The 26,051-nt window shown below is 67.1% G+C and carries 25 protein-coding genes; 8 read left to right on the top strand and 17 right to left on the bottom strand.

Translation table 11 applies throughout. The features are described from left to right. Nucleotides 1–5: 5 nt before the first annotated feature. The 3 genes from pheS to rpmI all read right to left on the bottom strand — a co-directional run bounded on the left by pheS (nt 6) and on the right by rpmI (nt 1,816). Nucleotides 6–1,073 carry a phenylalanine--tRNA ligase subunit alpha gene (pheS, locus tag JHL17_RS31810; RefSeq protein WP_200198671.1) on the bottom strand — a complete coding sequence of 356 codons (1,068 nt, stop codon included), beginning with the start codon at nt 1,071–1,073 and terminating at the stop codon, nt 6–8. A gap of 135 nt (nt 1,074–1,208) precedes the next feature. Continuing rightward, nucleotides 1,209–1,580, bottom strand: a complete 372-nt coding sequence (gene rplT / locus JHL17_RS31815; protein ID WP_098740681.1) for a 50S ribosomal protein L20 — start codon at nt 1,578–1,580, stop codon at nt 1,209–1,211. A 35-nt stretch (nt 1,581–1,615) separates the two neighbouring features. Next, entirely contained in the window at nt 1,616–1,816 is a 201-nt protein-coding gene (rpmI, locus tag JHL17_RS31820) for a 50S ribosomal protein L35 (RefSeq protein WP_012975158.1), read from the bottom strand. A gap of 603 nt (nt 1,817–2,419) precedes the next feature. Here rpmI and JHL17_RS31825 point away from each other — a divergent pair. Then, a complete protein-coding gene (locus JHL17_RS31825; protein ID WP_247893958.1) occupies nt 2,420–3,223 on the top strand; it encodes a class I SAM-dependent methyltransferase in 804 nt (267 codons plus the stop codon). Between the two features lie 6 nt (nt 3,224–3,229). After that, nucleotides 3,230–4,768, top strand: a complete 1,539-nt coding sequence (ubiB, locus tag JHL17_RS31830) for a 2-polyprenylphenol 6-hydroxylase (RefSeq protein ID WP_200198673.1) — start codon at nt 3,230–3,232, stop codon at nt 4,766–4,768. Nucleotides 4,769–4,771: 3 nt separating this feature from the next. Here the strand turns inward: ubiB and JHL17_RS31835 are convergent, their stop codons facing one another. Further along, on the bottom strand, nt 4,772–5,698 hold the full coding sequence (locus tag JHL17_RS31835) for an NAD(P)-dependent oxidoreductase (RefSeq protein ID WP_200198674.1): 927 nt from the start codon (nt 5,696–5,698) through the stop codon (nt 4,772–4,774). 79 nt (nt 5,699–5,777) lie between these two features. Here JHL17_RS31835 and JHL17_RS31840 point away from each other — a divergent pair, with 79 nt between their 5' ends. Then, nucleotides 5,778–6,437 (top strand): pseudouridine synthase, encoded by a 660-nt coding sequence (locus JHL17_RS31840; RefSeq protein WP_200198675.1) that lies wholly within the window; start codon nt 5,778–5,780, stop codon nt 6,435–6,437. Here the strand turns inward: JHL17_RS31840 and JHL17_RS31845 are convergent. The 6 genes from JHL17_RS31845 to JHL17_RS31870 all read right to left on the bottom strand — a co-directional run bounded on the left by JHL17_RS31845 (nt 6,379) and on the right by JHL17_RS31870 (nt 15,584). Beyond that, complete coding sequence (locus JHL17_RS31845) at nt 6,379–8,196, bottom strand: acyl-CoA dehydrogenase family protein (RefSeq protein ID WP_200198676.1); 1,818 nt, start codon at nt 8,194–8,196, stop codon at nt 6,379–6,381. The genes JHL17_RS31840 and JHL17_RS31845 overlap by 59 nt on opposite strands. A gap of 37 nt (nt 8,197–8,233) precedes the next feature. Next, entirely contained in the window at nt 8,234–9,160 is a 927-nt protein-coding gene (locus JHL17_RS31850; RefSeq protein WP_200198677.1) for an electron transfer flavoprotein subunit alpha/FixB family protein, read from the bottom strand. 56 nt (nt 9,161–9,216) lie between these two features. Then, complete coding sequence (locus tag JHL17_RS31855; RefSeq protein ID WP_200198678.1) at nt 9,217–9,966, bottom strand: electron transfer flavoprotein subunit beta/FixA family protein; 750 nt, start codon at nt 9,964–9,966, stop codon at nt 9,217–9,219. A gap of 184 nt (nt 9,967–10,150) precedes the next feature. Continuing rightward, entirely contained in the window at nt 10,151–11,791 is a 1,641-nt protein-coding gene (locus tag JHL17_RS31860) for an acyl-CoA synthetase (protein WP_200198679.1), read from the bottom strand. A 172-nt stretch (nt 11,792–11,963) separates the two neighbouring features. After that, the gene (locus JHL17_RS31865) at nt 11,964–12,686 is read right to left on the bottom strand and encodes a response regulator transcription factor (protein WP_200198680.1); all 723 of its coding nucleotides are present in this window, start codon (nt 12,684–12,686) and stop codon (nt 11,964–11,966) included. A 63-nt stretch (nt 12,687–12,749) separates the two neighbouring features. Beyond that, nucleotides 12,750–15,584 (bottom strand): cache domain-containing protein, encoded by a 2,835-nt coding sequence (locus JHL17_RS31870; protein ID WP_247893959.1) that lies wholly within the window; start codon nt 15,582–15,584, stop codon nt 12,750–12,752. A gap of 179 nt (nt 15,585–15,763) precedes the next feature. Here JHL17_RS31870 and JHL17_RS31875 point away from each other — a divergent pair, with 179 nt between their 5' ends. Together JHL17_RS31875 and JHL17_RS31880 are read left to right on the top strand one after the other, a co-directional pair. After that, on the top strand, nt 15,764–16,087 hold the full coding sequence (locus JHL17_RS31875; RefSeq protein WP_200198681.1) for a DUF485 domain-containing protein: 324 nt from the start codon (nt 15,764–15,766) through the stop codon (nt 16,085–16,087). Further along, nucleotides 16,084–17,754: a cation acetate symporter gene (locus JHL17_RS31880; protein WP_200198682.1), complete on the top strand. Its 1,671-nt coding sequence runs from the start codon at nt 16,084–16,086 to the stop codon at nt 17,752–17,754. The genes JHL17_RS31875 and JHL17_RS31880 overlap by 4 nt, the downstream gene beginning before the upstream one ends. 62 nt (nt 17,755–17,816) lie before the next feature. Here JHL17_RS31880 and JHL17_RS31885 read toward each other — a convergent pair whose 3' ends face one another. Beyond that, a complete protein-coding gene (locus tag JHL17_RS31885) occupies nt 17,817–18,038 on the bottom strand; it encodes a hypothetical protein (RefSeq protein ID WP_200198683.1) in 222 nt (73 codons plus the stop codon). 38 nt (nt 18,039–18,076) lie between these two features. Then, nucleotides 18,077–20,194 carry a sensor histidine kinase gene (locus JHL17_RS31890; RefSeq protein WP_247893960.1) on the bottom strand — a complete coding sequence of 706 codons (2,118 nt, stop codon included), beginning with the start codon at nt 20,192–20,194 and terminating at the stop codon, nt 18,077–18,079. Nucleotides 20,195–20,423: 229 nt separating this feature from the next. Between JHL17_RS31890 and JHL17_RS31895 the strand changes: the two genes are divergently transcribed. Both JHL17_RS31895 and JHL17_RS31900 read left to right on the top strand, forming a co-directional pair. Further along, nucleotides 20,424–20,666: a hypothetical protein gene (locus JHL17_RS31895; RefSeq protein ID WP_200198684.1), complete on the top strand. Its 243-nt coding sequence runs from the start codon at nt 20,424–20,426 to the stop codon at nt 20,664–20,666. Beyond that, complete coding sequence (locus tag JHL17_RS31900) at nt 20,663–20,905, top strand: hypothetical protein (RefSeq protein WP_200198685.1); 243 nt, start codon at nt 20,663–20,665, stop codon at nt 20,903–20,905. The genes JHL17_RS31895 and JHL17_RS31900 overlap by 4 nt, the downstream gene beginning before the upstream one ends. A gap of 13 nt (nt 20,906–20,918) precedes the next feature. Here JHL17_RS31900 and irrA read toward each other — a convergent pair whose 3' ends face one another. The 3 genes from irrA to JHL17_RS31915 form a co-directional block, all read right to left on the bottom strand. Beyond that, nucleotides 20,919–21,338, bottom strand: coding sequence for an iron response transcriptional regulator IrrA (gene irrA, locus JHL17_RS31905; protein WP_425599665.1), 420 nt, complete (start codon nt 21,336–21,338; stop codon nt 20,919–20,921). Nucleotides 21,339–21,546: 208 nt separating this feature from the next. Then, nucleotides 21,547–22,944: an NAD(P)H-dependent flavin oxidoreductase gene (locus JHL17_RS31910; protein WP_200198687.1), complete on the bottom strand. Its 1,398-nt coding sequence runs from the start codon at nt 22,942–22,944 to the stop codon at nt 21,547–21,549. Between the two features lie 268 nt (nt 22,945–23,212). Continuing rightward, nucleotides 23,213–23,956, bottom strand: a complete 744-nt coding sequence (locus tag JHL17_RS31915; protein WP_200198688.1) for a glycerophosphoryl diester phosphodiesterase — start codon at nt 23,954–23,956, stop codon at nt 23,213–23,215. A 66-nt stretch (nt 23,957–24,022) separates the two neighbouring features. Here JHL17_RS31915 and JHL17_RS31920 point away from each other — a divergent pair, with 66 nt between their 5' ends. After that, a complete protein-coding gene (locus tag JHL17_RS31920) occupies nt 24,023–25,060 on the top strand; it encodes a lysine-2,3-aminomutase-like protein (protein WP_200198689.1) in 1,038 nt (345 codons plus the stop codon). A gap of 10 nt (nt 25,061–25,070) precedes the next feature. Here the strand turns inward: JHL17_RS31920 and JHL17_RS31925 are convergent, their stop codons facing one another. Beyond that, on the bottom strand, nt 25,071–25,379 hold the full coding sequence (locus tag JHL17_RS31925) for a GIY-YIG nuclease family protein (RefSeq protein WP_247893961.1): 309 nt from the start codon (nt 25,377–25,379) through the stop codon (nt 25,071–25,073). Nucleotides 25,380–25,492: 113 nt separating this feature from the next. Then, on the bottom strand, nt 25,493–26,023 hold the full coding sequence (locus JHL17_RS31930) for a tryptophan-rich sensory protein (RefSeq protein WP_200198691.1): 531 nt from the start codon (nt 26,021–26,023) through the stop codon (nt 25,493–25,495). Nucleotides 26,024–26,051 lie beyond the last annotated feature (28 nt).

Raw genomic sequence — 26,051 nt, forward strand, 5'->3', positions numbered from 1 at the left:
GCTCCTTAGCGCGTCAGGCCGTGGGCGATGTTGGGAATGTCGAGCGGGACGAAGCCGTAATGCTTCAGCCAGCGCAGGTCGGCGTCGAAGAAGGTGCGCAGGTCGGGGATGCCGTATTTCAGCATGGCGACGCGCTCCACCCCCATGCCGAAGGCGAAGCCCTGGTACTTGGTGCTGTCGATGCCGCAGGCTTCCAGCACATTGGGATGGACCATGCCGCAGCCGAGGATCTCCAGCCAGTCGCCGTAATTGCCCAGCTTCAGCTCGCCGCCCTTGCGCGAGCAGCCGATATCGACCTCCGCCGACGGTTCGGTGAAGGGGAAGAAGCTGGGGCGGAAGCGCAGCGGCAGGTCGTCCACGTCGAAGAAGGCGCGGCAGAACTCGACGAGGCAGCCCTTCAGGTGCCCCATGTTGGTCGCCTCGTCGATGACCAGCCCCTCGATCTGGTGGAACATCGGGGTATGGGTCATGTCGTAGTCGGAGCGGTAGGTCCGTCCCGGCGCGATGATGCGGATCGGCGGCTTGTTGTTCAGCATGGTGCGGACCTGCACCGGGCTGGTGTGGGTGCGCAGCAGCATCTTCTTGTCGGCCGAATCCGGCAGATAGAAGGTGTCGTGCATGTCGCGCGCCGGATGGCCGGGCGGGAAGTTCAGGGCGGTGAAGTTGTGGAAATCATCCTCGATGTCCGGCCCTTCGGCGACCGAGAAGCCCATCTCGGCGAAGATGGCGACCATCTCGTCCATCGTCTGGCTGATCGGGTGGATGCGCCCCTCCGTCTCGGGGCGGACCGGCAGGGTGACGTCGACCCGCTCGGCCTCCAGCCGCGCCTTCAGGTGGGCGGCGGCGAGGTCGGCCTTGCGCGCGTCGATGGCGGCGGCGATCTCGTCCTTCAGCGCGTTCAGCGCCTGGCCGCGCTCCTTGCGCTCGTCCGGCGTGAGGGTCCCCAGCTCCTTCATGAAGCCGGTGATGCGCCCCTTCTTGCCGAGCGCGGAGACCCGCACCTCGTCCAGCGCCGAAAGGTCGGCGGCGGCGTTGACCTGCGACAGAAGTTCGTCTTTCAGCGCGTCGAGCATGGCGGTTCCCGGCAAGCGTGGGGAAGAAAACGGTGCAAAAAGAAAAAGGGAGCCGGCCCAGCGGCCCGGCTCCCTTCTCTTACAACTGACGCCGTGACGGCAAGCGTTCCCTGAACTCAGGAAACGCGAGGCGCGTTACGCGGCGGCCTTGGAGGCGAGCGCGGCCTGGGCCTGGTCCACCAAGGTCTTAAAGGCCTCCGGCTCGCGTGCGGCCAGATCGGACAGGACCTTGCGGTCGATCTCGATGCCGGCCAGCTTGATGCCGTTGATGAAGCGCGAGTAGGTCAGGCCGTACTGACGGACGCCGGCGTTGATGCGCTGGATCCACAGGCCGCGGAAATCGCGCTTCTTGTTGCGGCGATCGCGATAGGCATAACGAAGCGCCTTCTCGACCTTCTCGACCGCAATGCGGAAATTCTTGGAGTTGCGACCCCGGTAGCCCTTGGCGAGCTTCAGGATCTTGCGGTGACGGGCGTGCGTCGTGACGCCGCGCTTAACACGAGCCATGGTTCAGTCCTTCCGAAATTCTAGATGTGCCGAGATCAGGCGTTGCGCAGCCAGTTCTTCAGCACCGTGCGGGCGTTGGAGTCGCACAGGGTCATCATGCCGCGCGCGTTGCGCTTCATGTTCGGGGACTTCTGTTCCAGGCAGTGGCGCTTGTAGGCGGCCTGAGCGCGGACCTTACCCGTGGCGGTCACCTTGAAGCGCTTCTTGGCGCCGCTCTTCGTCTTCAGCTTGGGCATTTTCGTTTCCTGGGTGGAAATGAGGCGGAATTCCAGCGGACGGGTGGGCATGCCCTGAGCCATACGGCCCAGCCTCGCCGCCCGTGGAAGGCTGGGCTTATACGCGCGGGAGCGGCGCGATGCAAGGGGGATGTGGCGGAAAGGCCCTTTGCAACGCAGCGGACCCACGGCGCCTCTTCGGTCGTCATTCCCGAGAAGGCGGGAATCCAGTCCGCTCGGCAACGGAACCATAACGTTTCCCGGAGCCCCTCCCCACCCGCTCGTCCCTCATGTTAGGATTTCAGACCCAGTCCACGTCATGGAGTGTCGGATGGAACATCGGCGGAAAACTGTTTCACCCCGTTGCATCCCGTCCCGAACCGCAGTCACAACCCTGAACCGCACCCGATGGAACAGCCTCCCGAGGAGCGTTTCACCCTGTTCCAGGCTGCATCGAACCGCAGACGCACTGCCGGGCCGCACCCCATGGAACAGACTGCGGAAAGTGTTTCGCTGTGTTCCATCTCCCGGCCGGAGATACTCCCCTATGCCAATCGACGCAGCGCCTCCCGCGGCGCACGCCCCCGCTGGCGCATGGCCCCTGCCCGCGCTATGTTCCCGGCCATGAGCGACCGCACCCCCCCATCCTCCGCCGATCCGCAGCAGCCCGCGTCCGGTGCCGCCCCCTCGGGTGCCGAAGGCAACTGGTTCGGCTTCACCCCCGTCGATCCGTCCGCCAAGTCCGGGCTGGTCCGCGCCGTCTTCGACAGCGTGGCGACCAACTACGACCTGATGAACGACCTGATGTCGGGCGGCATCCATCGGCTGTGGAAGGACACGCTGATGGATCTGGTGGCGCCCAAGCCGGACATGACCCTGCTGGACGTGGCGGGCGGCACCGGCGACATCGCCTTCCGCTTCCTGAAGCGTGGCGGCGGGGCGGCGGTGGTCTGCGACATCACCGAGGCGATGGTCCGGGTCGGCCGCGACCGCGCCGTCGACCGCAACATCCTGTCCGGCGTGCAGTGGACGGTCGGCGATGCGGAACGCCTGCCCATCGCCTCGCGCTCGGTCGACGCCTACACCATCGCTTTCGGGCTGCGCAACGTGACGCGCATCGACGAGGCGATCAAGGAGGCCCACCGCGTCCTGAAACCCGGCGGCAAGTTCTATTGCCTGGAGTTCAGCCACGTCGTGCTGCCGGTGCTGCGCAAGCTGTACGACGTCTATTCCTTCCAGGTGCTGCCCTTCATGGGCCGCATGGTGGCGAAGGACGAGGCGAGCTACCGCTATCTGGCCGAGAGCATCCGCCGCTTCCCGCCGCAGGCCGATCTGGCGAAGCGGATCGAGGCGGCCGGCTTCGGCGCGGTGCGGGTGCGCAACCTGTCGGGCGGGATCGCCGCCATCCATTCCGGCTGGCGGATCTAAGGTCCCGTGTTCCGCATCCTGCGCAACCTGATCCGGATGGCCGTCATCGGCCGGACGGTCGCCCGTCACGACGCTCTGCCCATCAGCCTGCTCGGCACCGCCCCCGGCCTGCTGTGGCTGTGGCGCCGCGTCGCCCGCAAGGACGTGCCCGGCCGCGAGGGCGAGCGGCTGGCCCGTGCGCTGGCCGAACTCGGTCCAACCTACATCAAGCTGGGCCAGCTTCTCTCCACCCGCTCCGATCTGGTCGGCGAGCGGATGGCCGTCGATCTGGCCGAGCTGCAGGACAAGCTGCCGCCCTTCCCCGCCCATCAGGCCCGCGCCATCATCGAGGCGGAGTTCGGCCAGCCGGTCCATGCCCTGTTCCAGAGCTTCGACGACAAGCCGGTCGCCGCCGCTTCCATCGCCCAGGTCCATTTCGCCGTCACCGCCGATGGGCAGGAGGTGGCGGTCAAGGTGCTGCGTCCGGGCATCGAGCAGGCCTTCGAGCGCGACATCGACCTGTTCTACCGGCTGGCGGCGCTCGCCCAATGGGTCCTGCCCAGGCTGAAGCGGCTGCGTCTGACCGAAATCGTCGACACCTTCGCCCGCACCTCGCGGCTGGAGATGGATTTGCGCATGGAGGCGGCCGCCGCGTCGGAGCTGGCGTCGAACTTCAAGGACGACGACACCTTCAACGTGCCGAAGGTCGATTGGGAGCGCACCGGCGGCCGGGTGCTGACGCTGGAGCGCATCCGCGGCTTCAAGGTCGACGAGCCGGCCCGCATCTCCGCCGCCGGTTTCGACCGCGACGAGATCCTGGCGATGGCCTCGGCCAGCTTCTTCAACCAGGTCTTCCGCGACGGCTTCTTCCACGCCGACCTGCATCCCGGCAACCTGTTCATCAACGAACAGGGCACCATCACCGCCGTCGATTTCGGCATCATGGGCCGGCTGGACCGCGAGACCCGCTATTACCTCGCCGACATGCTGATCGGCTTCCTGACCGGCGACTACCGCCGCGTCGCCGTCGTGCATTTCGAGGCCGGCTACGTCCCGCGCCACCAGTCGATCGAGATCTTCACCCAGGCCTGCCGCGCCATCGGCGAGCCGTTGCAGAACAAGCCGCTTGCCGACATCTCGGTCGGCCGGCTGCTGGCCCAGTTGTTCGCCGTCACCGAACAGTTCGAGATGGAGACCCAGCCGCAGCTGCTGCTCCTGCAGAAGAGCATGCTGACGGCCGAGGGCGTCGGCCGGCTGCTGAACCCCAACATCAACATGTGGGAGTTGGCCCGGCCGCTGATCGAGGAGTGGATGCGCGAGAATCGCGGGCCGGAGGCGCAGTTCATCAACGATGCCGGCGCCATCCTGTCCACCGTCCGCCGCATCCCCGCCCTGGTCAGCGAGGCGGAGCGGGTCACCCGCGACATGGCGGAGGGGGGGGTGCGCCTGCACCCGCAGACCGTCCGCCAGATGCTGAACGGCTGGGAAACCCGCCGCCGCTCGGACCGCGCCGCCCTGTGGGTGATCGCGGCCCTGCTGGCGGTGATCGCGCTCCAGATGCTGTGAGGCTCAATAGCCCCGGCTGCGGTCCACCAGATTGGGCAGCGGCCGGCCTTCGCGGAGCGCCTTCACCGCGGTGGCCACCTGATCGGCGCAGCGCGACGGGTGGGTGACCCCGGCGACATGGGGAGTGACGCGGACCCGCGGATGGCGCCAGAGCGGATGGTCCGCCGGCAGTGGCTCCGTCGCGAAGACGTCAAGGCTGGCGCCGTGCAGATGGCCGCTTTCTAGCGCGCCGAGCAGGTCGGATTCGACCAGATGGCCGCCACGCGCGGCATTGATGACCACAGCCCCCTTGGGCAGGGCGGCGAACAGCGCCCCACTCATGATGCCGCGGGTTTCGTCGGTCAGCGGCAGCAGGCAGACCAGGACATCGCAGTGCGGCAGCATCGCCGCCAGCCCGTCGGGACCGGAGAAGCTCTCCACCCCCTCGATGCTCTTGGGGCTGCGGCTCCAGCCCATCAGCCGGTACTCCAGCGTCCTCAGCGTGCGGGCCGAAGCCGCTCCCAATTCACCCATGCCCAGGAAGCCGACGGTCACCTCGGAGGCCGGGCGATGGTCCAATTGCTCCCACCGCGCCTCGGCCTGGAGGGCGGCATAGTCGTTCATCAACCGGTGCCAGTACAGAACCTGGAAGACCACATAGCCGGCCATGTCGACCGTCAGACCGTCCGACACCATACGCACCAGCGGCACGTCCGGCAGGGTCGGGTCCTGTAGGATCGGCTCCACCCCGGCGCCCAGCGACACGATCAGCTTCAGGTTGGGCAGGGTCGCCAGCATGCCGGCCGGCGGCTTCCACACCACCGCCACCTCGATGTCGGCGACATCGCCGGTCTCGGGCCAGACGCGCATCTCCAGCCCAGGAAGATGGCGGGCGATTTCCCGGCGCCAATCCTCGGCGCTGTCGCTGGCGGAGCAGAACAGAAGCGTCACGGCCGAACCCCTGCTATCTAGATCAATGTTGGGGTGCGAACGATAGCGCCTTTCCCGAACTCCGCAAGGAAGCAAGCCAGTGCCACGCCTGATCCTGCTGAACAAGCCCTATGGCGTGCTGCCGCAATTCACCGACGACCAGGGCCGCCCGACTCTGGCGGAGCTGGTTCCGGTGAAGGGGGTCTATGCCGCCGGCCGGCTCGACCGCGACAGCGAGGGGCTGCTGGCGCTGAGCGACGACGGTCCCCTGATCGCCCGCATCGCCTCGCCCGCCAACAAGATGCCCAAGACCTATTGGGTGCAGGTGGAAGGCGTGCCGACCGACGAGGCGCTGGAGGCGCTGCGCCGCGGCGTGACGCTGAAGGACGGCCCCACCCTGCCGACCGAGGTGCGGCGGATGGAGGAACCCGAGTCGCTGTGGCCGCGCGACCCGCCGGTGCGCTACCGCGCCGCCATCCCCACCAGTTGGATCGCGCTCACCATCCGCGAGGGACGCAACCGGCAGGTCCGCCGCATGACCGCGGCGGTCGGCTTTCCCACCCTGCGGCTGATCCGCTGGGCCATCGGCGACTGGACATTGGACGGGCTGGCGCCGGGGCAGTGGCGGGAGGTCCCCCAACCGCCCGCGACACCCACTGCGGGGCCAAAGGCCCCGGCACCGGCCCGTGGACGCGGCCCCGTCAAGCCGCGCCGAACAGTTGCTCCTCGCTCAACGCCATCACGCTCGCGGAGCCGTTGATCACGGTCGCCCGCAGCGCCGCCGCCTTCGGCAGTACATGGGTGGCATAGAAGTGGGCGGTCAGCGGTTTGGCCGACAGGAAGGCGGTGTCGGCATCGCCCTCCGCCAGCCGCCCCACCGCCACCTTGGCGGCACGGGCAAGCTGCCAGCCGCCGGCGACCACGCCCATCAGTTCCAGCAGCGTGACCGATGCCGCGGCCGGCAGGCGCGGGTCCTGCTTCGCCGCGGTCAGCACCCAGGCAATCGCCTGCCTAGCCTCATGGACCGCGCTGACCAGTTCGGCACCGGTGACGCGCAGTGCATCGTCGGCATGGCCGGACAGCTCGCCGCCCAGCGCCGCGATCTCGTCCAGCAGCCTGTTGGCCGTTACCCCGCCGTCACGCAGGATCTTGCGGTTGATCAGGTCGTTGGCCTGGATGGCGGTGGTGCCCTCGTAGATCGTGGTGATGCGGGCATCGCGCAGGTGCTGGGCGGCGCCGGTTTCCTCGATGAAACCCATGCCGCCATGGACTTGCACGCTGTCCGAGGCCAGCTGCTGGCCGGTCTCGGTGCACCAGCCCTTGGCGATGGGTGTCAGCAGGTCGACCAGCAGGGCTGCGCGGTCGCGGGCGGCTTCATCGGCATGGTGGTGCGCAACGTCGACGGCGGCGGCGGCGGTGTAGAGGATGCCGCGCATCGCCTCGATCCGCGCCTTCATGCCCATCAGCAGGCGGCGGACGTCGGGATGGTTGACGATGCCCTTGGACTGGCCCTCGCTCCAGCCCAGCGGCTTGCCCTGCACGCGGTCGCGGGCATAAGCCAAAGCCTGCTGATAGGCGCGCTCGGCGATCGCCAGACCCTGCATGGCGACGTTCAGCCGGGCGTGGTTCATCATCGTGAACATGTATTCCAGGCCACGGTTCGGCTCGCCGACCAGGAAGCCGGCCGCTCCGCCCTCGTCGCCGAAGGACAGCACGGCGGTCGGGCTGCCGTGGATGCCCAGCTTGTGCTCCAGCGACACGCACTTCACCTGGTTGCGGGCGCCCAGGCTGCCGTCGGGCTCGACCAGGAACTTCGGCACCACGAACAGGCTGATGCCCTTCACGCCCGCAGGCGCATCGGGCAGGCGGGCCAGCACCAGATGGACGATGTTCTCCGTCAGGTCATGGTCGCCGTAGGTGATGAAGATCTTCTGCCCGGTGACGAGGTAATGGTCGCCGTTCGGCACCGCCCGCGACCGCGTCGCGGCGAGGTCGCTGCCCGCCTGCGGCTCGGTGATGTTCATGGTGCCGGTCCACTCGCCCGAGATCATCCGGGGCAAATAGAGGTCCTTCAGCGCCTCCGAGCCATAGAGCTGAACCGCGTTCACCGCCCCCTGCGTCAGCATCGGGCAGAGCGCGAAGGCCATGTTGGCGGAATGCCACATCTCCTGCACCGCGGTGTTCAGCAGGTTCGGCAGTCCCATGCCACCGTGCGCCGGGTCGAAGGGCAGCCCGTTCCAGCCGCCCTCCACCAGCGCCTGCCACGCCACACCCCAGCCTTCCGCCGTGTGGGCGACGCCATCGGTGCCGAGCTTGGCGCCCTGTATGTCACCGATCCGGTTCAGCGGCGCCAGGACGTTCTCGGCGATCTTCGCCGCCTCACCCAGGATGCTGTCCACCATGTCGGGGCTCGCATCCTCGAAGCCCGGCAGCGCGGCCACATCGGCCATGCCGGCGAGGTGGTCGAGGACGAAGCGGATCTCTTTCTGCGGCGGGGTGTAGGGGGTCGCGGCGGTCATGGGGGACCTCTTCGGGGAACGGAGGGGATGAACGGTGTCAGACGGCCTGCTGCAACTCGGGCAGCGCCTTGAACAGGTCGGCGACGAGGCCGTAATCGGCGACCTGGAAGATCGGCGCCTCCTCGTCCTTGTTGATCGCGACGATGACCTTGCTGTCCTTCATGCCGGCGAGGTGCTGGATCGCACCGGAGATGCCGACGGCGATATAGAGCTCCGGCGCCACGATCTTGCCGGTCTGTCCGACCTGGTAATCGTTCGGCACGAACCCCGCGTCCACGGCGGCGCGGCTGGCGCCCACCGCGGCGCCCAGCTTGTCGGCCAGCGCCTCCAGCAACGGGAAATTCTCGCCCGACTGCATGCCGCGGCCGCCGGAGATGACGATGCGGGCGGCGGTCAGCTCGGGACGCTCCGACTTGGTCAGTTCGGCCGAGACGAAGCTCGACGGTCCAGGGGCGGCCGGAGTGGTGACGCTCTCGACCGCGGCGCAGTTGCCGGCGGCGGCGGCCTCGAAGGCGGTGGTGCGAATGGTGACGATTTTGACCGGGTCGGCCGACTGCACGGTAGCGATGGCATTGCCGGCGTAGATCGGCCGCTCGAAGCTGTCGGCGGAGACCACGGCGGTGATCTCGGAGATCATCGCCACGTCGAGCAGCGCCGCGACGCGCGGCAGCACGTTCTTGCCCACCGAGGTGGCGGCGGCGAGGATATGGCTGTAGCCGGGGGCGAGCGACACCAGCAGGGCGGCGACCGGCTCCGCCAGGGCATGCTCGTAGGATGCATCGTCGGCGAGCAGCACCTTGGCGACGCCAGCAAGCTTGGCGGCCTCTTCGGCAGCGGGGGTGGCGCCGCGGCCGGCGACCAGGACATGGATGTCGGTGCCAAGTTTGGTGGCGGCGGTCACCGTATGGGCCGTGGCGGGCTTGAGGCTGGCGTTGTCGTGGTCGGCGAGGATCAGGATGGGCATGACGGAGTCCTCTGTCGGGCGGAGTGTGGAGAGTACAGGCGCGGACCGGCGCTTCGTCAGATCACCCGCGCCTCGTTCTTCAGCTTGTCCACCAGCACGGCGACGTCCGGCACCTTGATGCCGGCCTCACGCTTCGGCGGCTCCGCAACCTTCAGCGTCTTCAGCCGCGGCGTGACGTCGACACCGAGCGCGTCCGGCGTGACGGTCTCCAACGGCTTCTTCTTCGCCTTCATGATGTTGGGCAGCGAGGCATAGCGCGGCTCGTTGAGACGCAGGTCGGCCGTCACCACCGCCGGCAGCGTCAGCGACACGACTTCGAGCCCGCCGTCGATCTCGCGCGTCACCGCGACCTTGCCGTCGCCGGCGACGACCTTCGAGGCGAAGGTGCCCTGGGCCCAGCCGAGCAGAGCCGCCAGCATCTGGCCGGTCTGGTTGCAGTCGTCGTCGATCGCCTGCTTGCCGAGGATCACCATCCCCGGCGCTTCCTTCTCGACCAGGGCCTTCAGGACCTTGGCGACGGCCAGCGGTTCGGTCGCCCCGTCGGTCTGCACCAGGATGGCGCGGTCGGCGCCCATGGCCAGCGCGGTGCGCAGCGTTTCCTGCGCCTGGGCCGGGCCGATGGAGACCACGACGATCTCGGTCGCGGCACCGGCCTCCTTCAGGCGGACGGCTTCCTCGACGGCGATCTCGTCGAAGGGGTTCATCGAGAACTTCACGTTGGACGTCTCGACACCGGACTGGTCGGTCTTCACCCGGATCTTGACGTTGTAGTCGACGACGCGCTTCACGGCGCAGAGGATCTTCATGGCGCGGGTCCCTTGGAAAATGGGCGGCGTGCGGGCATGGCGGGGCGTTTGCCCCCACCCCATCCCTCCCCCGCTTCGCGGGAGAGGGGGCAGGACGCTTGCGGAAGTTTCGCAGAAGAGCGGCGGTGGTTCCCTCCCCCGCCCAGCGGGGGCGGGTTAGGGCCGGGGGTGGCGGCCGAGGCTGTTACAGCCCCTCGGTCTGCTTGCGCAGGACGTATTTCTGGATCTTGCCGGTGGAGGTCTTCGGCAGCGGACCGAACACCACCGTGCGCGGGCACTTGAAATGGGCCATGTGCGACCGGCAGAAGGCGATGATGTTGGCCTCGGTCGCAGTGGCTCCGTCCTTCAGGGTGACGAAGGCACAGGGCGTCTCGCCCCACTTCTCGTCATGGCGGGCGACGACCGCGGCCTCCAGCACGTCGGGATGCTTGTAGAGGACATCCTCCACCTCGATGGAGGAGATGTTCTCGCCGCCGGAAATGATGATGTCCTTCGACCGGTCCTTGATCTCGACATAGCCGTCCTCATGCCAGACGGCGAGGTCGCCGGTGTGGAACCAGCCGCCGGCGAAGGCCTCTTCCGTCGCCTTCGGGTTCTTCAGGTAGCCCTTCATGACGTTGTTGCCGCGCATCATGATCTCGCCCATGCTGCGGCCGTCTTTCGGCACCGGCTCCAGCGTGACCGGATCGGCGACGATCACCGCCTCCAGCATCGGGCCGCGCACGCCTTGGCGGGCCTTGATCGCTGCCTTCTCGTCCAGCGACAGCCCGTCCCAGCGGTCGTGCCAGACGCAGACCACGGTCGGGCCGTAGCATTCGGTCAGGCCGTAGACATGAGTGACGTCCCAGCCCATGCGCTCCATCCCGGCGATGACGGCGGCGGGTGGGGCGGCGCCGGCGACCATCACCTTCACCCTCTGCTCGATGCCCTGCTTCAACTCGGCAGGCGCATTGTTCAGCATGTTCAGCACGATCGGCGCGCCGCAGAAATTGGTCACCTTCTCGTCGCGGATCAGCGACAGCACGGTGTCGGGTCGGACCTGACGCAGGCAGACGGCGGTGCCGGCGGCGACCGCGATGGTCCAGGGGAAGCACCAGCCGTTGCAGTGAAACATCGGCAGCGTCCACAGATACACGGGCGCGTCGCCCATGTTCCAGGACAGCGCGTTCGACACCGCGTTCAGATAGGCGCCGCGATGGTGATAGACGACGCCCTTCGGGTTACCGGTGGTGCCGGAGGTGTAGTTCAGCGCGATGGCCTGCCACTCGTCGGCCGGCAAGCTCCAGGCATGTTCGGCCCCGACGTCGCCGATGAAGGCCTCATAGTCGCGGTCGCCGATCAGTTCGCCGCCGGTGTAGCTCGGGTCGTCGATGTCCACCACCGGGATCGGCGCATCGAGCAGCGCCAACGCCTTCTTGGCCACGCCGGAGAACTCGCGGTCGACGATCAGGATCTTCGCCTCGCCATGCTTCAGGATGAAGGCGATGGCCTCGGCGTCCAGGCGGGTATTGACGGCGTTCAGGACGGCACCGGCCAGCGGCACGCCGAAATGCGCCTCGAACAGTTCCGGCGTGTTGGCGGCCAGCATGGCGACGGTGTCGCCCGTGCCGATGCCCAGCGTCACCAGGGCCGCAGCCAGACGGCGCACGCGGCCGAAGGTCTCGGCCCAGGTCCGGCGGACCCCGCCATGGACGACGGCGAGCCGGTCCGGCCAGACGGAAGCGGCACGCTCCAGAAAGGTCAGCGGCGTCAACGCGACGAAGTTGGCGGGGTTGCGGTCGAGGTTGAGGTCATACGGATTGACCGCGACGGCAGAGTCACTCATCGGACCGTTCTCCCTAGAGTTCTTTGTTGTGCGCCGGCAATAGGCGCTGCGGTATTGGAAACAGCCTTTACCGGATCAGCTTTGCGCAAGTTTCTCAGGATTATGACCAATTGTTATCGGCGCCGTCGGGACGCGGGCGTGGTGCCGCCTCCCCTTTTTTCCCCGGCGGCGGTCACCGCACCCACGTCACGTCGCCGGCAAACAGGTATCCGGCGCCGTAAACCGTCTTGATCAGCCGCGGCGCGCGCGGATCTTCCTCGATCTTCTTGCGGATGCGCGAGACGCGAACGTCGATGCTGCGGTCATAGGGGAAATCGTCGCGGTCCTGGTCCGGACCCTGAAGATGCTCGCGCGACAGCACGCGCTTGGGCGCCTTCAGCAGCATCAGCAGAAGCGAAGCCTCCGCCGCGGTCAGGCTTTCCTGGCGACCGTCGTCGGCGGTCAGCGTCAGGTTGCCGAGGTCGAAGACCCAGGGGCCGAAACGCGCCCGGGCGGTCTCCGCGGTCGCCGTCGCGCTGGACAGCTGTTCGCGGCGGCGAATGGCGCTGTTGACCCGGGCAACCAGTTCCCGCGGCTCGAAGGGCTTGACGATATAGTCGTCGGCTCCCAGTTCCAGCCCGAGCACACGGTCGGAGGTCCCGCCGCGCCCGGACAGGATGATGACGCCGAAACGCACATCCTCCCACAACTCGCGCACCAGGGTCAGCCCGTCCATATCCGGCAGACCAAGATCCACCAGACACAGGTCGGGGGCTTGGCGCTGGATGGCCGCCCGTGCCTCGCGCCCACTGGCCCAGCCGGTCACCTGATAGCCGTAGCTCTCCAGCACCTCCGTCACCAGACGGCGGATGTCGGCCTCGTCCTCGATCACATAGATGCGCTTCTTCTGTCCCATGCGCGTTTCCCCTCAGCACGCGTCGCCCTGTTTTCCCAGGTGCGTCCTCTTGGCCCGACGATATCAGGCGGGCGCCGGTTCGGCGGCGTGGCCGATGGCCGCCACCAAGTCCCGCTTGTCCCATGGCTTGCGCAGTATGGCGGCATCGGCGGGAACGTCGCCATATTCCACGGCGAAACCACTGACCAGGACCACCCGCATGGCCGGGCGCAGCGACCGGGCGCGCCGCGCCAACTCCACCCCCGACAGGCCCGGCATGACGATGTCGGAGACCAGCAGGGACAGCCCGTCGATCTGTTCCACCAACTCCGCCGCCTCGTCACCGCTCGCGGCCTCGACCACCGAGAAGCCGAGGTCGACCAACTGCTGGCGCATCACCTGCCGGACATCGTCATTGTCCTCCGCCACCAGCGCCAACTGGCCGGACCAACCGCCTGAAGGCGGTTCGGCCTCCGCCGGGCCGGTATCCTGCAGGCGGGGCACCGGTTCGGCACGCGGCAGCAGCAGAGTGACGACAGTCCCGTCTCCCGGCCGGCTGTCGATGCGCAGATAGCCGTGCGACTGTTTGACGAAACCATAGACCATCGACAGCCCAAGCCCCGATCCCAAGGACTTAGTCGTGAAGAAAGGCTCCACCGCGCGGGCCAGCGCCTCCGGGGTGAAGCCGCAGCCGGTGTCGCTGACGCGGATTTCCAGGTAATCGTCCGGGCGGACCGGCTCGTCGAAGGATTGGTCGCCCACCAGCTTGCGGATGCCGACCGCGATGTCGAGCCGGCCGCCGCCGGGCATGGAGTCGCGCGCATTGATGGAAAGGTTGACCAGCGCATTCTCCAGCTGGGTCTGGTCGGCAATGGTCCAGCATTCGCGCCCCTCTTCGGGCACGCCGATGGCGATGGAACTGGGGAAGGACCGGCGCAGCAGCACCGCCATGTCGCGCAATAGGCCGCGCAACTCGACCGGCTCCGGCTTCAGCGGCTGCTGGCGGGAGAAGGCGAGCAGCCGGGCCGTGATGTCGGCACCGCGGCGGCCGGCGCGCTGGGCAGGCTCCAGATAGGCGTCCAGCCCCTCCACCTCGGCATAGCGGTCGCGCGCCGCCGACAAATTGCCGATGATGATCGACAGCAGATTGTTGAAGTCGTGTGCCAGCCCGCCGGACAGCTGGCCGACCGCCTTCAGCCGCTGCGCCTCCACCAGTTGGCGTTCGGTCCGCTTCTCGTCGGTGATGTCCAGGGTCAGCACGAACAGGCCGGTGACTGCGCCATCCTCCGCCCGCCCCTCGCCGCGATGGGGGATCAGCGTGGTCTTGGTCACCATGTCGTGGCCGTCGCGCGGGAATGCGTATTCGAATGTCACCACCTCTCCCGATAGGCAGCGGTCGAGATGGGGGCCGAGTGCCGTCATCGCCCGGCGGCCGACGATGGCGGCAAGCTCGCGGCCGATCACCTCAGCCTTGTCGCGGCCGACCAGTTCGGCCCAGCGCAGGTTGGCGAAGGTCAATCGGCCGTCGCGGTCCAACTCGGCGATACAAGCGGGGATGGCGTCGAGGATCACGCGCTGCCGGGTCTCCGCCTCCGCCAAGGCCGCCGTGCGGTCGCGCACCCGGCTGTCCAGCGTGGCGACGGTGTCGCGCAGCTGCCGGACCATGCCGTCGAAGGCGGCGGCGAGCAGTCCGATCTCGTCGCCACGGCGGATGCCGCTCCGGGCGTCGAGGTCGCCGGTCTTCACCTGCACCGCGGTGTCGGCCAGCCGGCGCAACGGCCGGACCAATCGCCCGACCGCGATGTAGCCCAGCAGGCTGCCGGCCGCCATCAGCACCATGCCGATGGCGAGGATGCGGTTTCCCAGCACCACCGACGACCGCCGCAGCTCCTCGACATAGACCGACGAGGCGATGTACCAGTCGAACCCCTCGAAATGCCGGACCCAGCTGATCTTCTCGTACGCATAGTTGCCGGGGTCGTCGGGCTTGTCCCACAGATAGGTCAGCGGAACCCCATTGGCCGCCGCGGCCTTCAGATCCTCGGCGATCGGGCGCCCGCTGGCCGGGTTGAGCCGGTCGCCGAAGGCCGTGCCCTCGATGTTCGCGTTCGGATGGATGATCATCCGGTTCGCCGAATCGAAGATGTACAGATAGCCGGTGCGGGCGATGCGCAGCTTGCGCAGGGCTTGGCGCAAATCGTCGATGGCTTCGGCCTTGCGCCGCTCCACCTCGGCGTCGACGTCGGCCAGATAGGCGCCGGTGCCGACGATGATCCCGCGCTTGGGCAAATCCTTGAAGAAGCTGAGCTTCGGTGCCCGCTCGTCCCCGTTCGGCCGCCACCACGGATAGGTTTGGAACCCTTCCCCCTCACGCTTGGCGGTGGCGATGATGGTGGGCAGGATGTGTCGGCCCAGATTGTCGCGCAGGTCGGACGCCTGCCGCCCCTGATAATCGGGCGAGGGGTGGGACAGGATCACCGAGTCGTAGTCGGTCGCCCAGACATAGTCGCCATTGCCGTAGCGGAAGGCCTGAAGCCCCTCCATCGCCTCGCGCCGCGCCTGCTCCATGGTGATTTCACCGCGGTCGGCACGGGCATAGACGTGCTCGATATAGCCGATCGCCAATTCCAGCACGTCCCGCAGGCGGGTCTTGTAGGAGTCCACCGTCGCCACACGCTGTTCCTCCAGACCGCCGCGAATGCGGCTGACCAGTTCGAACACGTTGTCGAGGATGGTGCGGCTGGCGTCGCGTTCGATCTCGTAGGCCTTCTCCTCGATGAAGGGAACCGAGAAGACATAGGCCGCCGCGGAGAACAGCCCGAGCGAAATCAGGATCGCCGAGAACAGTCGAAGGAACAGGGGCGAGCGGATCATTTCCGGGCGGAGCGGCGGATGAAGGATCGGGGAAAGGGTCATCATCCCAGCTTCTCCGCCATGGCTCAACGCGAATCGCGTGGGATTGTTACCGAAATCGCACTGAAACAATTCGTCATATTTCCGGGAAAATCCCGAAACAGTGTTTTGTTAGGTGAAAGACCATAAGCCCAGCCAGGGCATCACCCAAGGCATAACAAGGACGTCCAGCGTCCGGAGGAAACATGCACTCCCCTGCCCACAATCCGGTTTACGAGAGGGTCCGCCGGAACCCCAAATTCCAAGAGCTGGTGCGCCAACGCAGCCGGCTCGCCCTGATCCTGTCGGCCGTGGTGCTGGTCGGGTACTACAGCTTCATGATGGTGGTCGCCTTCGCGCCCGGCCTGCTGCAGACGCCGCTGTCCGACGACTCGTCGCTCAGCGTCGGCTTTCCCATCGGGGCCGGGATCATCATCCTGTCCTGGCTGCTGACCGGCGTCTATTCCCATTTCGCCAACGGCCGCTTCCAGGAGCTGACCGACGAGATCACGCGGGAGACGCTGCAATGACCACCCGCCGGATTCTCCTTGTCGTGGCTGCCGCCTCCCTGTTCGCCCTGCCGGCACTGGCTGCCGGCGACGTCGGGCAGGTTGAAAAGCAACCGGTCAACCTATCGGCCATCGGCATGTTCATCGCCTTCGTGGTGATGACGCTGGGCATCACCTATTGGGCGGCCAGCCGCACCCGCTCCACCTCCGACTTCTACACCGCGGGCGGCGGCATCACCGGCTTCCAGAACGGCCTGGCGATCGCCGGCGACTATATGTCGGCGGCAACGCTGCTGGGCCTGTCGAGCCTGGTGTTCGCCAAGGGCTATGACGGCTTCGTCTATACCATCAGCTTCTTCGTCGGCTGGCCGATCATCCTGTTCCTGCTGGCGGAACGGCTGCGCAACCTCGGCCACTTCACCTTCGCCGACATCGCCTCATACCGGCTGGACCAGGGTAAGATCCGTACCTTCGCGGCCATCGGCTCGCTGACCGTGGTGTGCTTCTACCTGATCGTCCAGATGGTCGGCGCCGGCCAACTGATCAAGCTGCTGTTCGGGCTGGACTACAACGTCGCGGTGATCGTGGTCGGCGTGCTGATGGTGGTCTACGTCACCTTCGGCGGCATGATCGCCACCACCTGGGTGCAGATCATCAAGGCGGTGCTGCTGCTGGGCGGCGGCGTCGTGCTGACGTTCCTGGCGCTGAAGCACTTCGGCTTCAGCCTGGAGGCCATCGCCAGGAGCGCCATCTCCTCGCACAAGGACGGCGTGAAGATCATGGGGCCGGGCACGCTGCTGGCCGACCCGGTGTCGGCGGTCTCGCTGTCGCTGGGCCTGCTGTTCGGCACGGCCGCCCTGCCGCACATCATGATGCGCTTCTTCACCGTCCCCAACGCACGCGAGGCCCGCAAGTCGGTCTTCTACGCCTCCGGTTTCATCGGCTTCTTCTTCCTGCTCGTCTGCATCCTCGGCATGGCGGCGATCACCATCGTCGGCACCGACCCGCAATTCTTCGAAGGGGGCAAGGTCGGCGGCAAGCTGATCGGCGGCGGCAACATGCCGGTGATGCATCTGGCCAAGGCGCTGGGGGGCGACCTGTTCCTGGGCTTCCTGTCGGCGGTCGCCTTCGCCACCATCCTGGCGGTGGTGTCGGGGCTGGCGCTGGCCGGTGCGTCCGCCATCGCCCACGACCTCTATGCCCGCGTCATCCGCAAGGGCGAGGTGACGGAACGCGAGGAGATGCGCGTCTCCAAGATCGCGTCGCTGGTCCTGGGCGTGCTGGCCGTCGTGCTGGGCATCGCCTTCGAGAAGCAGAACGTCGCCTTCCTGGTCGGCCTGACCTTCGGCGTCGCGGCGTCGGTGAACTTCCCGGTGCTGATCCTGTCAATGTACTGGAAAGGGCTGACCACCCGCGGCGCGCTGGCGGGCGGCATCGCCGGCCTGATCTCCGCGGTCACGCTGGTGGTCCTGTCGAACGCGGTGTGGGTCGTGGTGCTGAACAACCCGGCGCCCATCTTCCCCTACGAGCAGCCGGCCCTGTTCTCGATGACGCTGGCCTTCATCGTCACCATCGTCGTGTCGAAGCTGGACGGCAGCGCTGCCGCCCGTGCCGAGCGCGAGGCCTTCGAGGACCAGTTCGTCCGCTCGCAGACCGGCATCGGCGCCGCGGCTGCGGCAAAGCACTGACAATCCGACCCTTCGGCGGACGGCGCCCTTTCCCATCCCCGGGGGAAGGGCGTTCCCCTTTTTCACCCCGCCGAAACGCTGTTGTCCTTGCGGCGGGACAGTTGCACCTGACCGTCCAGGCATTTGACATATCTGGTCTTTCCCGGCTTCAGCCCATCCAGGATGGTCACCAGCGCGCGGGGGATCGCCGCGAATTCCTTGGAACCGCGCGACTGGCCGTTGTAGGCGGCGATGTGCTTGCGCAACTCCTCCTTGGACACCGGCTTCCCGTCATTCCCGATCATCTCCTGCGCCTTTCGATCCGTCCTACCGCCGACAAGGCTTACGCCGGCAAGCCGTCTGCCGCAACCGGCCGGCCGGTACGGGCAGCGGGAAAATGGATGGTGACGGCGGTACCGCGGCCCGGTTCGCTGTCGACGGACAGGCTGCCGTCATGCAGGGCCATCAGGTCGCGGCAGATCGACAGGCCCAGCCCGGTGCCGCCAAACCGGCCGGAAATGCTGCTGTCGGCCTGCTGGAAGGGTTCCAGGATTCGGGCCAGCGCGTCGGCGGCGATGCCGATGCCGGTGTCGCGCACGGTGATGGCGATCCCGCCGCCGGCTTCCTGCACCGCGCTTACCGTCACCCGGCCGCCCTGCGGGGTGAATTTTACCGCATTCGACAACAGGTTCAGCAACACCTGCCGCAACGCCCGTTCGTCGGCCAGCAGGTCGGGCAGGCCTGAGGGGCAATCGACCGTCAGCACAACCCCGCCGGCATCGGCCGGCACCGCGGCCAGCGCACGGCAATTCTCGATGGCGATGAGCGGCTCCAGCCAACTCTCATCCAGCGTGTAACGCCCGGCCTCCAGCTTCGACATGTCGAGGACGTCGTTGATGAGGTCGAGCAGGTGGCGACCGCTGTTCTGCACATGGCGGGCATAGTCGCGATAACGCGGACTGCCCAGCGGGCCGAACAGCTCATGCAGCATGATGTCCGAAAAGCCGATGATGGCGTTCAGCGGCGTGCGCAGCTCATGGCTCATGGTCGCCAGAAAGGCGCTCTTGGCACGGTTGGCGGCCTCCGCCTGGTCGAGCGCGGTGGCGAGCCGTTCGGCCGCCTCGACCCGCTCGGTGATGTCACGCGCCTCGACCACCAGCACCGTCACGGTCCCCCGATCATCGAACACTGGCTTGATCGTCACGTCCATCACCCGGGTGACGCCGTCGGCGACCACGTCGGTCTCATAGCGGACGAGGCGTCCCGAAGCGGCCTTTTCGATGGACTGGCGAAAGGCTTCGGCCAGTTCGTCCGTGCGGGCCCAGCCGCGGAACTCCCAGGCACGGTGCCCGACCAACGCCTCGATCGGCAGGCCGGCCAGGGCGCAGGCCGGCCGATTGAGCGCCAGCACCCGGCCGTCGGGAGACAGCAGGCCCATGATCTGGAAACTGCTGTCGAACAGCGCTTGCGATCGCCGTTCGCTGGCCCGCAATGCCTGCGTCGTCGTCTCGAGCCGTCCGAGCTGACGCAGCGCCAGCAGAGCCAGCAGCGTCATCACCACCGACACCGCCGCGGTTTCCAGAATGCGCTTCCAGCGGTCGTCGTACCAGCCAGCCAGTACGTCGTCGGTTCTGATGCGGACATAGACGTAAAGCGGCAACCCCGCCACGCGCCGGACCGTTCCGATGCGGTCCCGCCCCTCCGCCGGATCGAAACCGGACAGCGTGCGTGCGGCCTCCCCGGCGGGCAGACGAGGCAGGATCGCGGCAAAGGCGGCACGGTCCTGGTCCAGACGCAGGCCGGCCCGCGAATAGGCCAGAACCACCCCGTCTTCGCCATAGAACAGGATGATGCTGAGCGGTCCGATATCCTGGGTCGCATAGAGCCGGGCGAAACGGTCGAGATCGAGCACCGCCACCGCCACGCCGCTTCCATCGGCCAGTGGCCGGACCATGGCGCTGCGCCAGCCGCCTCCTGCTTCACGGTAGGGCCTTATCAATCCTCCCGCTCCGGCGCGCGCGGCATCGGCCAGCAAGGATTCCGCCGCTGACGCGGAGCCGTTCATGCCGGCTGTCTGCCGCACCCTCCCGTCGCGCTCCAAGATCAGCAAGGTTCGCAAAGCCTGCCCCGGACCGCCGTCCATACCCGGCGCCTCAGCCGTGTCGTCCAGGAGGTGGTCGGGGATCCGCCCGCCCTCCGCCATCGCATGAAGGGCATGGCCGGCCACGACCATGGCGCGGCGGGCATCCTCTTCCAGCAGGCTGGACAGATTGGCGGTCTGGCGCAGCCCGTCCTGGATCGCCCTGTCCCGAGCGCGTTCGAGGTCGGCATAGGCCACCAGCCAGAAGCCGGCGATCACCGCCACCAACAGGCCGATGCGGATCGCGGCGACGGGCGGCAGGGAGGATAAGCGCCACCATCTTTTGTGTGCGCCATCGTCCGGTTCGGAGAGATCCGTCAAAGGAAATGGCCCGCCGCAGCTGAATTCCGGGAATGCGTCAAGCCGCTTTGGCCGGACGTGGCAAACTGTAGCATGCCGGAATGAACCTTTTCACGTTCGCATACTCCTGAATCGGGTCGGACCGGGGAGGCGGCGGCCCCTCTTCCGCCGCGGGAAAAGTTTGGCTCGACAAAGCCGTCCACCCGCGCTTCTCTGCCCCGCGACGATGTGGAGGAAGGTCCGGACCGGCATGCCGCAGGATTTAATCGATACCCTGTCTCAAGGACCGCTCCTGGGGCTGATGCTGTTCCAGGTCGCCATCGTCTGGCCGATGTCGCGCATCCTGCGGCGGGCCGGATTCTCGCCGCTGTGGGCCCTGTTCTCGCTGGTGCCGCTCGGTCACGTGGTCCCCATCGGTGTGATGGCGCACAGCCGCTGGCCGGTTCTGCCGGCGCGTCAGACACGCAAGGTCAAGGCACGGAGGACGGCATGACCGAGTCCATCATCCATCTGGGCTTCTGGGAACTGCTGATCGGATCGGTCGTCACGACGTACATGCTGATCGCCGGTGGCTGGGTTCTGGCCAAGGCCGGACGCAGCCCACTGTGGATCCTGCTGCTGCTGTTCCCTTACCTCAACATCCTGGCAGTCTGGACCTTCGCCTTCATCCGCTGGCCCTTCGTTGACCGCAGGCCCGCCTCTACCGAGACGACGCCAGCCGACGGGAGCTGAGCGCGGAACGAAATCAGGCGTCCTCGATCAGGCGCACGATCACGTCGACTCGGGCGACGCGGGTGCCGGCGGGAGCCGCCGGCAGGTTCTGCACCGTCAGCCGGTCGGCGGGAATGTCCTCCAGCCGGCCGGTGGATTCGACGAAGAAATGGTGATGGTCGCTGGTGTTGGTGTCGAAGTAGGACTTGCCCGCCTCCACCACCACCTCGCGCAGCAGGCCAGCGGCGGTGAACTGGTTCAGCGTGTTGTAGACGGTGGCCAACGACACGGGCATGTCGGCGGACAAAGCCTCTCCATGCAGTTGCTCCGCGGTGACGTGCCGGTCGCAGCCTTCGAACAGCAGCCGGGCGAGGCCGAGGCGCTGACGGGTCGGGCGCAGCCCCACACCGTTCAGCCGATCGAGGGCTCGCTTGAAGGGGCGTTCGGCGGTCATCATGGGCAATGCCCCCGTACTGTCGGCATCAGGAGCGGACACAAGGTCCGAGACAGTGCCGCGGCACTAGGCCGCAGTCCGTTCAACTGTAAAACCATTCGGAAAGGCGGTGCAAGTCATTGTCGCACCGGCGTCAACCATTTCGGCGAAATGCAAAGGCCACCGGCAGTCTCCCGCCGGCGGCCTTTGCGTCGAACGGTGCACCCGGTCAATAACCGGTGGCAATCCGTTCGACCAGTTGCTTCACCGTGGGGATGAAGCCGTCGTTGTAATAGGGATCGCTGGCGAAGCGGTAGGCATTGTGCCCCGCGAACATCAGCTGGTTTTCACAGTCATCAGTGTGGCTGACCGCCTGGAGCGTCTTCTGGATGCAGAAGGATCGCGGATCGGCGCGCTTGCCCGTCGTCCCCGCCTCGTTCTCCATCCAGTTCGAGAATCCGCAAGCCGACAGGCAACCCATGCAGTCGACCTGATCGTGCAGGATCCGGTCGGACTGCTGAGGCGTGACGAAGACCAGCGTGCTGTCCGGGGTCTTCAGCGCGGTGGTGAAGCCCTGGGACAGCCAGCCTTCGGCGCGCTGCTTGTCGCTTTCGGTGACATAGACCGGGCGGCCGCGCGGCCCGACCGGGAATTCGGCCGAATGCTCGCCGACCGGCTTGGACAGATAGGCGACTTGGCGTTCCGACCGGGCCATCAGGTCCAGCAGGAAGGGGTTCTTCACCGCCGACGAATAGAAACCGGTGGGGGAGAAGCGGTTCAGGAAGACGTCACCCGGCTGCAGCGCGACCAGCTTGCGTTTCCACGCCATGGAGATCGGGCTTTCCTGCGTCAGCAGCGGACGGGTGCCGAACTGGAAGGCGATCGGCCCCAGGTCGGGGTTGTCGAGCCAGTCCTCCCACTCCGACAGCCACCAGACGCCGCCCGCCATCACGATGGGGGTGTCGTTCAGACCGAAGCTGTTCATCATCTGGCGCAGGGCCAGCACGCGGGGGAACGGATCTTCCGGCTTCTGCGGGTCTTCGGAGTTGGACAGCCCGTTATGGCCGCCGGCCAGCCACGGATCCTCGTAGACCACGCCGCCCAGATGGTCGCGGAACTTGTGGTAGGCGCGCAGCCAAAGCGCACGGAAGGCGCGGGCCGACGACACGATCGGGTAGTAGTGGACGCCGTAGCTCACCGCGATCTCGGCAACCTTGTAGGGCATGCCGGCGCCGCAGGTGACGCCGTGGATCAGGCCCTGGGCCCCTTCCAGCACACCGTGCAGGATGTGCTCGGCCCCGCCCATTTCCCACAGGACGTTCATGTGGATGCGGCCGTTGCCGTTCGACGTCTCGTGCGCGATGCGCGCCTGGGCGATGCCGCCCTGGATGCCGAAGGCGATCAGTTCGTTGTGGCGCTCGCGCCGGGTCTTGCCCTTGTAGATCTGCGGCAGAAGGTTGCCGTTCTCATCATAGCTGTCGGCGTTGACACCCGAAAAGGTGCCAATCCCGCCGGCAGCCGCCCAGGCGCCGGAGCTTTCGCCGTTGGACACGGCAATACCCTTGCCACCCTCGACGAGCGGCAGAACCTCCCGGCCGGACATCGGCAACGGCTTCAACGCCTTCAACGAACCCTCCAAAGACCGAACGTGGCATCCCGTGGGACGCCGGACCAAAGCGGCGGACAATCAGACGACGAAAAGCTCCACCGGAATCCGCTAGGGTTCCGGCGGGATCGCCAATGCGGTTCTATATATGAGGAATTGGCCCGCCCTACGAGCGGATTCATCCCCCCGCGCAAAAAACGTTCACGATTTGCCGCAGTCGCGAACGGAAGCGTCAGCGTATGGGCCGGCGTCTCCGCCGATCATCGGACATCTCCATCGGTCCCCGTCGTCAAAGGGCCGCACCCAATTCCCGTGCCATGCGGCCGGGCGCGTCGGTGAAGACCGCCGACACGCCCCAGCCGAACAAGGTCCGGGCGCGCGCCGCATCGTTGACGGTATAGGCCAGAACCGGCCGTCCGGTAGCGCGGTATTCGGCCACGCTTTCGGCAGTCTGGCGGCCATGGTCGACGTTCAGGGTGGTCGCTCCGATCCGATCGGCGATCGCCGCCCAATCGGCTGGAGGCTCCCACAGCAAATAGCCGCGCGGGATCTCCGGCCACAGGCGCTGCGCCACTTCCAGGCAGGGCACCTCGAAGCTGGAAAGCAGGAGCGGCAAGTTCGACGGCCAGAGCGGCCGCAACCTGTCCAGCGTGACCTCCGCCGTGATCTCCTCCTGCCCCGGATAGGGCTTGATCTCCAGGTTCAGGCCAAGACCCAGTTCTTGGATCAGCGCCATCGCCTCCTCCAGAGTCGGCACCCGTTCGCCGACGAAGGCGGCATCGAACCAGCGTCCGGCATCCAGACCCTGCAGTTCGGCCAGATCAAGCAGAGGAACGGGACCGGTGCCGGTGGTGGTGCGGTCCAGCGTATCGTCATGGATCAGCACCGGCTGCTGGTCGCGGGTCAGCATGACATCCACCTCCACCCAGCGGGCGCCCTGGCGGGCGGCTTCGCGGATCGAGGCGAGGGTGTTTTCCGGAGCGCTTTCCTTGGCGCCGCGGTGGCCGATCAGGCGGGGAAGAGTCGACAGCATGGGTCTCGCAGGAGTAAGAGCGGTCGCTTTCCTACATGACCCATTCCGTCGAGACGGGAAAGAGCGATGAAGGCCCTGCACAGCGTTTCCGATCTGGTGGCCGCCGGGCTGATGACGCCGGAGGCCGGCGACGCCGTGCGTACGGTGGCCGACCGTTACGCCGTGGCGCTGACCCCGTATCTGCGCGAGACGCTGGCCGGACGTACGGATCCGCGAGACCCGCTCTATGCCCAGTACGTTCCCTCCCCCGCCGAGGCATACAGCACGCCGGAGGAGCGCGAGGATCCGATCGGCGATGCGGCGCGCAGCCCGGTGAAGGGCATCGTCCACCGCTATCCAGACCGGGTGCTGTTGAAGCCGCTGCATGCCTGTGCGGTCTATTGCCGCTTCTGCTTCCGCCGCGAGATGGTCGGCCCGGGGGGCGAGGCGCTGACCGCCGACGAACTGGAAGGGGCGCTGGCCTATATCCGCGAGCATCAGGAGGTCTGGGAAGTCGTCATCACTGGCGGCGATCCGCTGCTGCTGTCGCCGCGCCGGCTGCGCGGGATCATCCAGGCGCTATCGGCCATGCCCCATGTCGGCGTCGTCCGCCTGCACAGCCGCATTCCCGCCGCCGACCCCGACCGCATGACGCCGGACTTGGTGGAGGCGCTGATCGCCCCCGACCTCGCCACCTGGGTTGCGGTCCACATCAACCATGCCGACGAGCTGACCCCGCCGGTGCGGACCGCCCTTGCCCGGCTCGTCGAGGCCGGGATTCCGCTGGTCGGCCAGACCGTTCTGCTGAAGGGGATCAACGACAGCCATGCGGCGCTGGAAGCGCTGTTCCGCGGAATGGTCCGCAACCGTGTGAAGCCCTATTACCTTCACCACCCCGACCTTGCCGCCGGAACCAGCCATTTCCGCCCGACCCTGGCGGAGGGGCAGGCGCTGGTGACCGGTCTGCGCGGCCGACTGTCCGGCCTGTGCCAGCCCACCTACGTCCTCGACATTCCCGGCGGCTACGGCAAGGCCCCTGCCGCACCGGCCTGGATCGAAGCGGAGGGCGAAGACCACTACCGCGTGACCGACTTCACCGGCCGGGCTCACGACTACCAGGGCTGAGCGTTCCCGGTCAGATACCCTCTGCCCCCAGCACCGCGACCCAATGGGCAACCCGCGCCTTGAGAGCAGCGGCGCGGGCGAAGGCAAGCCTCTCGTCCTCCAGCCGCTCGACGATTTCAAAGGACAGCGACTCGGCGCCATGAACGTTCCATGCCGCCTGCAGGCTGCGGTGCGGACAGCCGCCCAACTTCATCTGGAACCAAAGGCGATTCTGGATCTTGTCGAGATCAGGCGCGCCGCCCACCCACACCGCTCCGCCAGATGCGCAGCGGACGGCGAACACCCCGGCCACGCTCTTGCGCTCCTTGTAGGCCGCCATCGCCGCCTTGCGATCCTCTTTCCCAACCACGTTCGCCGCCCTCCTCCGCATGGATCCTCGATCCCGGCTTATTATACCCGGGTGATATTCTGCGCAAGGTTTTTATCCGGGTTTTATCCCCAGAGTGCCGGGATGCCGAACAGTGGATCGGGATTGATGAGCGCGTTGTGGATGCCGACCACCGAGGCGAAGCCGGTCCATAGGATCAGCGGCGTCCAGATCAGCGCGATGCCGCGGTCATCCCGCACCACCAACGCGATGCAGATCGACGTGATGATGAAGAAGGACACCGTCCAGGCCGCGGCAAGGATCGAGCTTCCCAGCGTGAAGTAGACGAGACTGAACGTGGCGTAGATCACCCAGGTCACCCCTTGGAGCCCAATCAGCAGAGCACGGCTGCGGACTCGCCGCGCCGGGTCGAGCAGGCGGATGTCGCCCCAGATCTGGAAGACGTTCAGGGTGAACCACATCACCGGGAATACCCAGCCGGGCGGCTGCAGAGGCGACGGCTGGTGCCCTGGGAAGGGTTGGCCGCCGCGTTCGACGAAGCCCCAGGCATTGACGATGACCCAGAACAGCAGAGGTTGCCACCAGCGCACCCGGAAGGGGGCGGGCGCTGGTGACGTGCGTGTGGCGTCGTTCATGCCCCGCCAGATAGCGCGCGGCCCCGAA

This window comes from Azospirillum endophyticum, from assembly GCF_016595245.1.
Lineage (GTDB): Bacteria > Pseudomonadota > Alphaproteobacteria > Azospirillales > Azospirillaceae > Azospirillum > Azospirillum endophyticum.